At 60.1% G+C, this 11,873-nt stretch carries 14 protein-coding genes; 6 read left to right on the top strand and 8 right to left on the bottom strand.

Translation table 11 applies throughout. The features are described 5' to 3' along the window. Positions 1–100 precede the first annotated feature (100 nt). The 5 genes from J1G33_RS01105 to J1G33_RS01085 all read left to right on the top strand — a co-directional run bounded on the left by J1G33_RS01105 (position 101) and on the right by J1G33_RS01085 (position 3,598). Positions 101–1,594, top strand: a complete 1,494-nt coding sequence (locus tag J1G33_RS01105; RefSeq protein ID WP_005784839.1) for an RNA polymerase factor sigma-54 — start codon at positions 101–103, stop codon at positions 1,592–1,594. A gap of 75 nt (positions 1,595–1,669) precedes the next feature. After that, the gene (gene raiA / locus J1G33_RS01100) at positions 1,670–1,975 is read left to right on the top strand and encodes a ribosome-associated translation inhibitor RaiA (RefSeq protein ID WP_223017593.1); all 306 of its coding nucleotides are present in this window, start codon (positions 1,670–1,672) and stop codon (positions 1,973–1,975) included. A 9-nt stretch (positions 1,976–1,984) separates the two neighbouring features. After that, the gene (gene ptsN, locus J1G33_RS01095) at positions 1,985–2,449 is read left to right on the top strand and encodes a PTS IIA-like nitrogen regulatory protein PtsN (RefSeq protein ID WP_032877784.1); all 465 of its coding nucleotides are present in this window, start codon (positions 1,985–1,987) and stop codon (positions 2,447–2,449) included. Positions 2,450–2,451: 2 nt separating this feature from the next. Beyond that, entirely contained in the window at positions 2,452–3,309 is an 858-nt protein-coding gene (gene rapZ / locus J1G33_RS01090) for an RNase adapter RapZ (protein WP_005784834.1), read from the top strand. A 16-nt stretch (positions 3,310–3,325) separates the two neighbouring features. Further along, entirely contained in the window at positions 3,326–3,598 is a 273-nt protein-coding gene (locus J1G33_RS01085) for an HPr family phosphocarrier protein (protein ID WP_032877786.1), read from the top strand. 21 nt (positions 3,599–3,619) lie between these two features. On the opposite strand, the gene J1G33_RS01080 is transcribed toward J1G33_RS01085, so the two are convergent. The 6 genes from J1G33_RS01080 to pmbA form a co-directional block, all read right to left on the bottom strand. Further along, positions 3,620–4,513: a ZIP family metal transporter gene (locus tag J1G33_RS01080; protein WP_005784830.1), complete on the bottom strand. Its 894-nt coding sequence runs from the start codon at positions 4,511–4,513 to the stop codon at positions 3,620–3,622. Between the two features lie 32 nt (positions 4,514–4,545). After that, a complete protein-coding gene (locus J1G33_RS01075) occupies positions 4,546–5,157 on the bottom strand; it encodes a superoxide dismutase (protein ID WP_032877788.1) in 612 nt (203 codons plus the stop codon). Position 5,158: 1 nt separating this feature from the next. Beyond that, positions 5,159–5,587, bottom strand: a complete 429-nt coding sequence (locus J1G33_RS01070) for a hypothetical protein (RefSeq protein WP_005784824.1) — start codon at positions 5,585–5,587, stop codon at positions 5,159–5,161. Positions 5,588–5,614: 27 nt separating this feature from the next. Continuing rightward, positions 5,615–6,991, bottom strand: a complete 1,377-nt coding sequence (locus J1G33_RS01065; protein ID WP_223017592.1) for a class II fumarate hydratase — start codon at positions 6,989–6,991, stop codon at positions 5,615–5,617. Next, positions 6,984–7,379 (bottom strand): FagA protein, encoded by a 396-nt coding sequence (locus J1G33_RS01060; RefSeq protein WP_122733947.1) that lies wholly within the window; start codon positions 7,377–7,379, stop codon positions 6,984–6,986. The genes J1G33_RS01065 and J1G33_RS01060 overlap by 8 nt, the downstream gene beginning before the upstream one ends. A gap of 147 nt (positions 7,380–7,526) precedes the next feature. After that, on the bottom strand, positions 7,527–8,873 hold the full coding sequence (pmbA, locus tag J1G33_RS01055) for a metalloprotease PmbA (RefSeq protein WP_005784818.1): 1,347 nt from the start codon (positions 8,871–8,873) through the stop codon (positions 7,527–7,529). Positions 8,874–8,981: 108 nt separating this feature from the next. Between pmbA and yjgA the strand changes: the two genes are divergently transcribed. After that, positions 8,982–9,503 (top strand): ribosome biogenesis factor YjgA, encoded by a 522-nt coding sequence (gene yjgA / locus J1G33_RS01050; RefSeq protein ID WP_005784816.1) that lies wholly within the window; start codon positions 8,982–8,984, stop codon positions 9,501–9,503. 44 nt (positions 9,504–9,547) lie between these two features. On the opposite strand, the gene tldD is transcribed toward yjgA, so the two are convergent. Together tldD and J1G33_RS01040 are read right to left on the bottom strand one after the other, a co-directional pair. Beyond that, the gene (gene tldD, locus J1G33_RS01045; protein WP_223017591.1) at positions 9,548–10,990 is read right to left on the bottom strand and encodes a metalloprotease TldD; all 1,443 of its coding nucleotides are present in this window, start codon (positions 10,988–10,990) and stop codon (positions 9,548–9,550) included. 16 nt (positions 10,991–11,006) lie between these two features. Then, entirely contained in the window at positions 11,007–11,855 is an 849-nt protein-coding gene (locus J1G33_RS01040) for a carbon-nitrogen hydrolase family protein (RefSeq protein WP_032877791.1), read from the bottom strand. Positions 11,856–11,873: the final 18 nt, after the last annotated feature.

Here is an 11,873-nt window from a genome sequence, read left to right as displayed (position 1 = left end):
AAGGCCCTGATATCAGGCATATAATTTGCTTATGTTGGCGCTCACGCGCCCTGTCGTGGATGGCGCATTGCGCCGGCGAATAAGGTGTTAAGCCCCTGCCATGAAACCATCGCTAGTCCTGAGAATGGGCCAGCAGCTGACGATGACACCGCAGCTGCAACAGGCCATCCGCCTGCTCCAATTGTCGACCCTGGACCTGCAGCAGGAAATCCAGGAGGCCCTGGAGTCCAATCCGATGCTCGAACGCCAGGAAGAAGGCGACGACTTCGACAATGCCGACCCACTGGCCGACAACATCGAGCAAAAACCCAATCCCGACGTGCAGGAACCCTCCTACCAGGAAACCGCCCCTACGGTGGACAACCTGGAAGAAGGGGAATGGAACGAACGCATTCCCAACGAGCTTCCCGTGGATACCGCATGGGAAGACGTTTACCAGACCAGCGCCAGCAGCCTGCCGAGCAATGATGATGACGAGTGGGACTTCACCACCCGCACCTCGGCTGGCGAGAGCCTGCAGAGCCACTTGCTGTGGCAACTCAACCTGGCGCCGATGTCGGACACTGATCGCCTTATCGCGGTTACGCTCATCGATTGCATCAATAACCAGGGTTACCTGGACGAAACCCTCGACGAGATCCTCGAAGCCTTCGACCCGGAACTGGACATCGAGCTGGACGAAATCGAAGCCGTCCTGCACCGCATCCAGCAATTCGAGCCCGCCGGCATCGGCGCCCGCACGCTCAGCGAGTGCCTGTTGCTGCAACTGCGCCAGTTGCCTGCCAAGACGCCATGGCTCGCCGAGGCCCAGCGCCTGGTCAGCGACTACATCGATCTGCTGGGTAGCCGCGACTATAGCCAGTTGATGCGCCGTATGAAGCTCAAGGAAGACGACTTGCGCCAGGTCATCGAGTTGGTGCAAAGCCTCAACCCGCGCCCCGGTTCGCAGATTGAATCCAGCGAAGCCGAATACGTGGTTCCCGACGTGATCGTGCGCAAGGACAACGAGCGCTGGCTGGTGGAGTTGAACCAGGAATCGGTGCCACGGCTGCGGGTCAACCCGCAATACGCAGGTTTTGTGCGCCGCGCCGATACCAGCGCCGACAATACCTTCATGCGCAACCAGTTGCAGGAAGCGCGATGGTTCATCAAGAGCCTGCAAAGCCGCAACGAAACCCTGATGAAAGTCGCCACCCAGATCGTCGAGCACCAGCGCGGGTTCCTGGAATACGGGGACGAAGCCATGAAGCCTCTGGTGCTGCACGATATCGCCGAAGCGGTAGGCATGCATGAATCGACAATTTCCCGGGTAACCACGCAAAAATTCATGCATACCCCGCGCGGTATTTATGAGCTGAAATACTTTTTCTCCAGCCACGTCAGCACCTCCGAAGGCGGCGAATGCTCGTCCACGGCGATCCGCGCGATCATCAAAAAACTGGTTGCCGCGGAAAATCAGAAAAAGCCGTTGAGTGACAGCAAGATCGCTGGTTTACTGGAGGCACAAGGCATTCAGGTCGCCCGTCGAACCGTCGCCAAGTACCGTGAGTCCCTTGGGATCGCGCCTTCCAGCGAGCGTAAGCGGTTGATGTGACGGGCGGGCCACAGCGTTCCAGTGGTGGGTATTCCTGCCCACCGCTTTATGCACTGGCAACGAAGGAGAAGCTGTATGCAAGTCAACATCAGTGGACACCAGCTGGAAGTCACCAAGCCCCTGCGTGAATACACCGAGAGCAAGCTGAACAAGCTTGCGGGGCATTTTGACAAGATCACCAACGTGCAGGTCATCATGGAGGTCGATAAGCTCAAGCAGAAAATCGAGGCCACCCTGCACGTACCGAATGCCAAGCTCGTCGCCAATGCGGAACACGAAGACATGTACGCGGCGATTGACTCGCTCTACGAAAAGCTCGACCGCCAACTCATAAAGCATAAGGAAAAGAATCTGCACCTGATGCAAGGTACAGGTCGTTAACCCTCCCCCATGATCCAACTTCAAACCATCCTGACCCCCGGCCGTTCCCTCGTGAACGTGCCGGGCGGCAGTAAAAAGCGCGCCCTGGAACAAATTGCCAACCTGATCAGCAGCCAAGTGCCTGAGCTGGAGATGCAAGATGTTTTCGAGGCTCTGATTGCCCGTGAAAAACTCGGCTCCACCGGTTTTGGCAACGGCATCGCTATTCCTCACTGCCGTCTCGAAGGCTGCCAGACCCCGGTCAGCGCCTTGCTACACCTGGAAAAACCCATCGACTTCGACGCCATCGACGGAGCTCCGGTTGACCTGCTGTTCGTGCTGCTGGTCCCGCAAGCCGCCACCGATGCGCACCTGGAACTGCTCCGGCAGATAGCCAGTATGCTCGACCGTAAGGAAGTACGTGACAAGTTGCGCAGTGCCAGCAGCAACGAGGCGCTGTATCAGGTCGTCCTGGATGAACAAAACGGGCAGTAATCATGCGTTTGATCATCGTCAGCGGCCGCTCCGGCTCAGGTAAAAGCACCGCCCTCAATGTGCTTGAGGACAACGGCTTCTATTGCATCGACAACCTGCCGGCCGGCCTGCTGCCGGAGTTGGCGGAGCGCGCCCTTATCCACACCGAGCTGGCGCAGCCGCTGGTCGCTGTGTCGATCGACGCCCGCAACCTGCCCAGCCACCTCTCGCGGTTCCCGGAACTGCTCGAAGAAGTGCGCGCCAAGCACATTCATTGCGATGTGCTGTACCTGGATGCCGATGAAGAAACCCTGCTCAAGCGCTTCTCCGAAACCCGTCGACGCCACCCGCTCAGCAGCGCCAACCGCTCCCTGGCCGAAGCCATTGAAGACGAGACCAAACTGCTGGGGCCGATCATTGATCTGGCCGACCTGAAGATCAACACCACCAGCCTGAACCTGTACCAGTTGCGTGACGCGATCAAGTTGCGCCTGCTGAATCAGCCCGAGCCGGGCACGGCGTTCCTGGTCGAGTCGTTTGGCTTCAAGCGTGGCATGCCGGTCGATGCCGACCTGGTGTTCGATGTGCGCTGCCTGCCCAACCCTTACTGGAAGCCGGAATTGCGCGATCAGTCGGGGCTGGATCAGCCCGTCGCCGACTACCTTGCCGCGCAGCCGGATGTGGAAGAGATGTTCCAGGACATCTCCAGCTACCTGCTTAAATGGTTGCCGCGTTTTGCCGCTAGCAATCGGGCGTATGTCACCATTGCCATTGGCTGCACGGGTGGCCATCACCGCTCGGTTTACCTGACTGAGCGGCTGGGCCAGGTGCTGCAACAAACCCTCAAGAATGTCCAGGTTCGCCACCGCGACCTAAGCTGAAAGGAACACCTGCGCGATGCCCGCTCTGGAAATTGAAATCATCAACAAGCTGGGCCTGCACGCCCGGGCGTCGGCAAAGTTCGTCGGCGTGGCCGGAAAGTTTCCCTGCCAGATCCGCGCCGGGCGCACACCGGAGTCCATGGTCGATGGCAAGAGCATCATGGCGATGATGATGCTGGCAGCCGGCAAGGGCACCACGATTCATCTGCACACTGCAGGCGAGCAAGAGCAGGAAGCGATGGCGGCGTTGGTTGAGCTGATCAACAACAAATTCGATGAAGGCGAATAACCGCCGATACGAGAGCTGGCTTCAGCCCAACGCCGTATCCATCACCATCATCAGGCAAAACCCGATACACAACCCCAGGCTGGCGAGCTTTTCGTGACCGTTGCGACGCGATTCGGGGATGACTTCATGGGTCACTACCAACAACATCGCACCGGCGGCCAGCGCCAGCCCCAACGGCAGCAACACCTCAGCCAGGCTCACCAGCCAGGCGCAGAGCACCGCAAATACCGGTTCAACCAATCCTGATGCGGCGCCGATCAGGAACGCCTTGATCCGCGACATCCCCGCCCCAGCCAATACCAGCGCGATCACCAGGCCCTCGGGTACATCCTGCAAGGCAATGCCCATGGCGAGACTGTCAGCATCCGCCATCCCTCCTCCCGCGGAGACGCCCACTGCCATGCCTTCGGGAATGTTGTGCGCAATGATGGCGAACACAAACAGCCAGATGCGCGGCGGGATCACCGGCTTATCCGGCGTCCCCACCAGCATCTCCGGGCTGGCGCCGGAGACCTTGCGATCCACCAGATACAACCCGAATGCGCCCAGCATGATGCCGAAGCTGATCAGCCCACCCGCACCCCACGGCGAAAGGCCCAGGCCTTCAGCCGCGGCGATACCCGGCACGACCAGGGAAAAAGCGGTCGCTGCGAGCATCACACCTGCACCGAAGCCCAGCAAGGTGTCGCTCAACGCTACCGGCATCCGCCGTATCACCAGGACCGGCACCGCGCCCAGCGCCGTGCCGAGCGCGCAAATCGCGCCGCCCTGCAACGCGCGCAGGATACGCGGCTCAAGGTCCAACCAGGCCAGCCCATGGGCCACCAGCAACGCAGTCCCTGCCAATAACAGCAGTGAACCGAACGCATAACGGAACATTCGCACGCTGCTGATCGCCAGTGTTTCAGTGCCCATAGTCGCCCTTAGATCTTGTTTTAGAGTGAATGTCAGGCCAAGGCGGCCTGGTAGCGGGCAGCAACTTCCGGCCAGTTAATTACGCTGTAGAACGCATTGATGTATTCAGGGCGACGGTTCTGGTAACGCAAATAGTAGGCATGTTCCCAGACGTCCAGACCGAGGATTGGCGTGTTGCCGCTCATCAGCGGGCTGTCCTGGTTGCCGCTGCTTTCCACGACCAGCGTGTTTTGCGGGGTGACACTCAACCAGGCCCAGCCACTGCCGAAGCGGGTCAGCGCAGCCTTGGTGAATGCCTCCTTGAAACTGTCAAAACCGCCCAATTGCTCATCGATAGCCTTGCCCAGCGTGCCTTCGGGCTTACCGCCCCCTGTAGGTGACATGACCGCCCAGAACAACGAATGGTTTGCATGGCCGCCTCCTTGATTGACCACGGCAACGCGTAATTTCTCCGGTAATTTCTGCACGCTGGACACCAGCTTCTCCACCGGCCAACCGGCGAATTCCGTGCCCTCCACGGCAGCATTCAGATTATTGATGTAAGTCTGGTGATGCTTGGTGTAGTGAATCTCCATGGTTTGCGCGTCGATATGCGGCTCAAGGGCGTCATAGGCGTAAGGCAGGGCCGGCAGGGTGTAAGTCATATCAATGTGCTCCATAGTGAGACGAGGTCGACTGCGGCGCAGCATCGCCCAGCAACCGGTGGGTGCGGGGGTACTCGCCGTGATCGCTGATGAAATTCAACAGCTCGACGTAGGTCTTGCTGCTCTGGCGCAACGCCGCCTCGCGCAACTGCGGGTTAAGGCGCGGGTCCTGCATGGTCTGCAACAATCGCTGGTGAATGGCGCAGAGGTATTCCGCGCTTTCCTCAGGTTGATTCAGGCGCAAGTGCAGGTCCGCCAGGTTGTGATGAGAAATGACGCAGGCCGCCACTGCTTCGTCGGCATCCGCCCAGCGTTCGAACAACACTTGGGCCAGGGCCAGGGCTTGCAGATAGGCCTCGCGGGCATCCACCAGCTCGCCCGCCATAAAGCAGCGATTGGCCCGTTCGATCGTACGTTTCCAGTGCTCCATGGTGAGCCTCCAAAGCAGGGTGGTTAATTACACGCCGCCAGCCGTGAGCTTTTCCGGGTCCAGCAGGACTTCCAGTTGGCTGCGCGGCAGGTCGGTGTGCTCAAGGGCGACATCGATGACCGGGCGGCCTTGCTGGTAAGCCTTCTTGGCAATTTCAGCGGCCTTCTGGTAACCAATGATCGGGTTAAGGGCGGTGACCAGGATCGGGTTGCGCGACAGTGCTTCTTTGAGCTTGGCTTCGTTGACCTTGAAGCTGGCAATGGCCTTGTCCGCCAGCAAACGACTGGAGTTGGCCAGCAACTCAAGGCTGCTGAGCAGGTTCTGGGCGATGATCGGCAACATCACGTTCAGCTCGAAGTTGCCCGATTGACCCGCAACTGTGATGACGGTGTCATTGCCGATGACCTGCGCGGCGACCATCGCCGTGGCTTCCGGGATCACAGGGTTGACTTTGCCGGGCATGATCGACGAGCCCGGCTGCAAGCCCTCCAGCTCGATTTCACCGAGGCCGGCCAAGGGGCCGGAGTTCATCCAGCGCAGGTCGTTGGCAATCTTCATCAGCGATACAGCCGTGGCCTTCAACTGGCCGGAAACTGCGACGGCAGTGTCCTGGGAGCCAATCAATGCAAAAAGGTCCTTGCCGGGCGTGAACTTCACCCCGGTCAAATGGCTCAGTTGCTGGCTGAAACGCCCGGCAAATTCAGGATGCGCGTTGATCCCGGTGCCCACCGCTGTGCCGCCCTGGGCCAGTGCCTGCAAGGCCGGAAGCAGGTCCTGCAAGTGCCCGATATTGGCCTTGAGCTGCTGCGCCCAGCCATGGAGCACCTGGCTCATGCGCACCGGCATGGCGTCCATCAAGTGGGTACGACCGGTCTTGATGAACGGATGCACCTCTTCAGCCTTCTGCTCGATCACCTGCACCAGGTGCAGCAGGGCTGGCAGCGTTTGCTCATGCAGTACCAAGGCGGCGCTGACGTGAATGGTGGTGGGGATAATGTCGTTGCTGCTTTGGCCGCAGTTGACGTGATCGTTAGGGTTGACCACCTCGCCAAGCAAACGACTGGCAAGGGTCGCAATCACTTCATTGGCGTTCATGTTGGAGCTGGTGCCGGAACCGGTCTGGAAGATATCCACCGGGAAGTGCTGCATGTAGTCACCTTCGAGCAAGCCTTGGGCGGCATCGACAATGGCCTTGCCCTGCCCTTCGCTGATCTGCTTGAGGTCGACGTTGACCTTGGCCGCGGCTGTCTTGGCCAGAATCAGGGCGCGGATGAATTGCGCGGGCATACGCTGTTGGCTGATCGGGAAGTTGTTCACCGCTCGCTGGGTTTGCGCGCCATACAACGCGTCTTGCGGCACATGCAGTTCGCCCATGCTGTCGCGTTCGATACGGGTATTACTCATCATTAGATCCTTGCACCAAGTCAGAAACGGAAATCGAAGGCAGTAATTCGCAGGTCGCCAACTGCCAGGCAAAGGCCTGCCAGCGCTTGAGGCGGCAGGCACACTGGGAGAGTTTTTCCAGGTCGCGCAGCGGGCGCCACGCTTGGTCCAGGCACATCGAACGCCAATGCCAGGGCAGCGCGATATCGCTGGCGGTGTCGATCAGCAGGCGGAATGAAGTTTCGGCGATCGTCCACGGATGGGTCGCGGTGCAACAGGCCAGGTATCGACCTTCATTGAGGTAATGTTCGATCAGGCGAGGTTCATTGGGATCGAGGCCACAGCGAATCTGGCGGCTCATCCAGCGCCAGCTTTCCAGATACGGATCCTCATGCAGGACAGAACTCATGATCCACACTCATTCGGTAATGATATTTATTATTAAATGATATTGAGAATCAAAACAAGAGTGCCCGATTAATACCTCTGTGACATGGGCAATAAAAAAGGCGCGCCATCCTTGGGATGGCGCGCCTTTCCTTGAGTACCGGAGAGGTTAGCTACCGGCGACCGTCATCCGCTCGATCAGCACAGACCCCGTGCGGATATTGCTGCGCAACTCCAGATCATTACCCACAGCGACAATTTGCTTGAACATATCGCGCATGTTGCCGGCGATCGTCACTTCCTGGACGGCGAATTGAATTTCGCCATTTTCCACCCAGAAACCTGCCGCGCCCCGGGAGTAATCACCGGTGACCATATTCAGGCCCTGGCCCATCAACTCAGTCACCAGCAAGCCACGCCCCATGCGTCGCAGCAATGCAGCCTGGTCTTCGTCACCATGGGTCACGAACAGGTTATGCACGCCACCGGAGTTGGCGGTACTCGGCAGGCCAAGCTTGCGACCGGCATAGGTACCCAACACATACGAGACCAGCTCACCATTTTCGACAAACGGCTTGGCATAGGTCGCCAGGCCATCACCGTCGAACGACGAACTGCCCATCGCACGCATCAAATGCGGGCGCTCATCGATGGTCAACCACTCAGGAAACAGCTTTTGGCCGATTGCGCCTTCAAGGAATGACGATTTTCGATAGAGGTTGCCACCGGAAATCGCCCCCAGGAAGCTACCGAACAAACCACCGGCCAGTTCCGCAGAAAACAGCACCGGCACTTCGCACGTCGGCACCGGGCGCGCGCCCAGGCGACTGGCGGCACGCTGTGCAGCCCGTTGGCCAATGCTGACGGGGTCTGCCAACAAATCACCCTGGCGGTTCACGTCGTACCAGTAGTCACGCTGCATCTGGCCGTTGGCTTCGGCGATCATCACGCAACTGAGGCTGTGACGTGTGGACGCATAACCGCCGATAAAACCATGGCTGTTGCCGTACACACGGCAGCCCTGGTGAGTGCTCAGCGTGGTGCCATCAGCATTCTTGATCCGAGGGTCGGTATCGAAAGCCGCCGCTTCGCAGATCAGCGCTTGTTCAATGGCTTGCTCCGGGGTGATGTCCCAGGCGTGGAACAGGTCGAAATCCTGCACATCCCTGGCCATCAGCGCCTTGTCGGCCAGCCCCGAGCTTTCATCCTCGGAGGTGTGCTTGGCAATCGCCAACGCAGCGGCGACGGTCTCGCGAATCGCTTCCGGGCCGCTGGCCGAGGTGCTGGCCGAGCCTTTGCGCTGGCCTGCGTACAAGGTGATGCCGAACCCCTGGTCGCGGTTGAACTCGACCGTTTCCACTTCCCGCTGGCGCACCGAAGTCGACAGCCCCTGCTCCAGCGACACCGCCACTTCACAGGCGCTGGCCCCCTGGCGCTTGGCCTCGGCGAGGATCTGCTCGACTTGTTCCTGCAGTGCCGGTAACGCTTGCGGACCGACGCTTTGGGCTGCACTCATGGTTTTCTCCACTCAAATTCTGCTTTCGGTTAAGGCCATCGAGCGACCGGGCCGGACAAGCGGCCCCCGACTGGTTATCATGGCGGCGTTTCTTTGCGGACTGCCACCATGGTTGATTCTTACGACGACTCCCTCGATGGGGAGAAAAGCAAAACCCAGGTCAAACGCGAGCTGCATGCTCTGGTTGACCTCGGCGAGCGCCTTACAACGCTCAAAAAAGATTTGATTGCCAAACTGCCATTGACCGACGAAATGCGCCGGGCCCTGGCTGATGCGCCCAAGCACACCGCGAATATCGCGCGCAAACGGCACATCTCGTTTATCGGCAAACTGATGCGCGATCAGGACATTGACGCCATTCTGACCTTGCTTGATCAAACCGATGCCTCCACTCGCCAGTACAACGAACGCTTCCATAACCTGGAACGTTGGCGTGACCGCCTGATCGCGGGCGATGACGCCGTGCTGGAGAAATTCGTGATGGACTACCCGGATGCGGACCGCCAGCAATTGCGCTCCCTGATCCGTCAGGCCCAGCACGAGCAGGCGCACAACAAAGCGCCGGCCACCAGCCGTAAAATCTTCAAGTACATCCGTGAGCTGGACGAGACTCAACGCGGCCTGCGCTGATCCTCTTCCACGGGTGGCGGCCTTCGCCACCCGAAGCTCCGTCCTTACGACCCCGTGCCACCCACGGTGATCGCATCAATTTTCAGGGTTGGCTGCCCCACGCCTACCGGCACTGACTGCCCATCCTTCCCGCATGTGCCCACGCCGCTGTCCAGCGACAGGTCGTTACCGACCATCGACACCTTGCTCATGGCCTCCGGCCCGTTACCAATCAAGGTCGCCCCTTTGACCGGCGCGGTAATCTTGCCGTCTTCGATCAGGTACGCTTCGCTGGTGGAGAACACGAACTTGCCGCTGGTGATGTCGACCTGGCCACCGCCCAGATTGGCGCAATAGATACCGCGTTTCACCGAGGCGATGATTTCCGCCGGATCGCTTTCGCCACCGAGCATGTAGGTATTGGTCATGCGTGGCATCGGCAAATGCGCGTAGGACTCACGACGGCCGTTACCGGTGCGCGCCACGCCCATCAGGCGAGCGTTGAGCTTGTCTTGCATATAGCCCTTGAGCATGCCGTTTTCGATCAGGGTGGTGCATTCGGCCGGCGTGCCTTCGTCATCGACGCTCAGCGAACCACGGCGCCCGGCCAGCGTGCCGTCGTCCACGATGGTGCACAGCTTGGACGCAACCATCTCACCCATTCGCCCGCTGTAGGCCGAACTGCCCTTGCGGTTGAAGTCCCCTTCCAGGCCATGACCGACCGCTTCGTGCAACAGCACCCCGGACCAACCCGAGCCCAGCACCACCGGCAAGGTACCCGCCGGTGCAGGGATGGCTTCGAGGTTGACCAGCGCCTGGCGCAGCGCTTCACGGGCATAACCCATGGCACGGTCATCGGTGAGGAAATAGCGGTAGTCGGTACGCCCGCCGCCGCCATGGCCACCGCGTTCGCGGCGACCGTTCTGCTCGACGATCACACTCACGTTGAAACGCACCAGCGGCCGTACATCCGCCGCCAGCCCGCCGTCGGTGGAGGCAACGAGGATGCGCTCCCACACACCGGCCATGCTTACGGTAACCTGCTGGATACGGGGATCCAAGGCACGAGTAGCGGCGTCGATACGTTTTAGCAGCTCGACTTTTTCCGCACGGCTGATCACTTCCAGGGGGTTATCCGGCGCATACAACTGAGCCACGTCCTGGGTGCTGAACGCCTGCACCGTGCCATTTTGTCCAGCGCGGGAGATCGAGCGCGCAGCACGTGCTGCCAGGCCCAGCGCCTCCAGGGTGATCGCATTGCTGTAGGCAAAACCCGTTTTTTCACCAGACTGGGCACGCACGCCCACTCCCTGGTCGAGGTTGAAACTGCCTTCCTTGACGATGCCGTCTTCCAGGGCCCAGGACTCGGAAATCTGCCCCTGGAAATACAGGTCAGCCGCGTCAATGCCTGGCCCGGCGAGATCGCCCAGCACGGTTTGCAAACTTTCGATGGTCACGCCACCGGGTGCCAGGAGGTGTTCACTGACTGAGGACAACAACTCGCTCATAGGTTTGGCCTTAAATTCATCGTTCTGAAGCAGGCCGCTGCGCGCCCTGCGAGAAAAAGCGCCGGTGGTTCGCCACCGGCATGCGCGTCCGTATCGACGCTTGTTCACCGCTATCGCGTTCGGCCAGTAGCACCGCTTCGCCTTGATCCTGTTGCGCCAGCACCCGCCCCCAAGGGTCGATGATTGCCGCGTGGCCAAAGGTTTCCCGTGGGCCTGGGTGCACACCGCCTTGAGCCGCTGCCAGCAGGTAGCACTGGGTTTCAATGGCCCGCGCCCGAATCAGCACATCCCAATGGGCGGCCCCAGTCACCGCCGTAAAGGCCGAGGGCGCGGTAATCAATTCAGCCCCCGCAGCGCGTAATTCGCTGTACAGCTCGGGAAAGCGCAAGTCATAGCACACCGTCAGCCCCACGCGGCCCACTGGCGTATCCGCCACCACTACATTGCTTCCAAAAGCATAGTCGTCGGATTCGCGGTAGCGACCGCGAGCATCCGCTACGTCCACATCAAACAAGTGGAGCTTGTCATAGCGAGCGACGATTTCACCCTGATCATTGATCAGCAGCGAGCAAGCGTTGGCCTTGGCGTGGGGATGGTCCCTGGGCGGCAGCGGCAACGTGCCGGCCACTATCCATAAGGTGAGGTCGCGGGCAGCCTGTTTCAACCATGGCAGGATCGGGCCTTCACCGAATGCTTCGGCGCGGCCAATGTCGGCCACGTCACGGCGTCCCATGGCGGCGAAGTTCTCCGGCAAAACCGCGAGTTTCGCGCCGTTTGCCGCCGCCTGCTCCAGCAGGCGGCGTGCCTGGGCGAGGTTGGCCAGCACGTCGCTCTGGCTGACCATTTGGATTACTGCAAAGGACATGGGCCGACACTCCAGACA

This window comes from Pseudomonas sp. P867 (genome assembly GCF_019891455.1).
In the GTDB taxonomy this organism is placed as follows: domain Bacteria; phylum Pseudomonadota; class Gammaproteobacteria; order Pseudomonadales; family Pseudomonadaceae; genus Aquipseudomonas; species Aquipseudomonas synxantha_A.
This window is presented reverse-complemented; position numbering and strand designations above follow the sequence as displayed.

Bases quoted from the DNA above. Each gene is read 5' to 3' on its own strand.
- raiA (WP_223017593.1), top strand. From the start codon at position 1,670: ATGCAAGTCAACATCAGTGGACACCAGCTGGAAGTCACCAAGCCCCTG.
- J1G33_RS01070 (WP_005784824.1), bottom strand. From the start codon at position 5,587: ATGGAGCACTGGAAACGTACGATCGAACGGGCCAATCGCTGCTTTATG.
- J1G33_RS01080 (WP_005784830.1), bottom strand. From the start codon at position 4,513: ATGGGCACTGAAACACTGGCGATCAGCAGCGTGCGAATGTTCCGTTAT.
- tldD (WP_223017591.1), bottom strand. From the start codon at position 10,990: ATGAGCGAGTTGTTGTCCTCAGTCAGTGAACACCTCCTGGCACCCGGT.
- J1G33_RS01040 (WP_032877791.1), bottom strand. From the start codon at position 11,855: ATGTCCTTTGCAGTAATCCAAATGGTCAGCCAGAGCGACGTGCTGGCC.
- pmbA (WP_005784818.1), bottom strand. From the start codon at position 8,873: ATGAGTGCAGCCCAAAGCGTCGGTCCGCAAGCGTTACCGGCACTGCAG.
- J1G33_RS01065 (WP_223017592.1), bottom strand. From the start codon at position 6,991: ATGAGTAATACCCGTATCGAACGCGACAGCATGGGCGAACTGCATGTG.
- ptsN (WP_032877784.1), top strand. From the start codon at position 1,985: ATGATCCAACTTCAAACCATCCTGACCCCCGGCCGTTCCCTCGTGAAC.
- rapZ (WP_005784834.1), top strand. From the start codon at position 2,452: ATGCGTTTGATCATCGTCAGCGGCCGCTCCGGCTCAGGTAAAAGCACC.
- J1G33_RS01060 (WP_122733947.1), bottom strand. From the start codon at position 7,379: ATGAGTTCTGTCCTGCATGAGGATCCGTATCTGGAAAGCTGGCGCTGG.
- J1G33_RS01105 (WP_005784839.1), top strand. From the start codon at position 101: ATGAAACCATCGCTAGTCCTGAGAATGGGCCAGCAGCTGACGATGACA.
- yjgA (WP_005784816.1), top strand. From the start codon at position 8,982: ATGGTTGATTCTTACGACGACTCCCTCGATGGGGAGAAAAGCAAAACC.
- J1G33_RS01085 (WP_032877786.1), top strand. From the start codon at position 3,326: ATGCCCGCTCTGGAAATTGAAATCATCAACAAGCTGGGCCTGCACGCC.
- J1G33_RS01075 (WP_032877788.1), bottom strand. From the start codon at position 5,157: ATGACTTACACCCTGCCGGCCCTGCCTTACGCCTATGACGCCCTTGAG.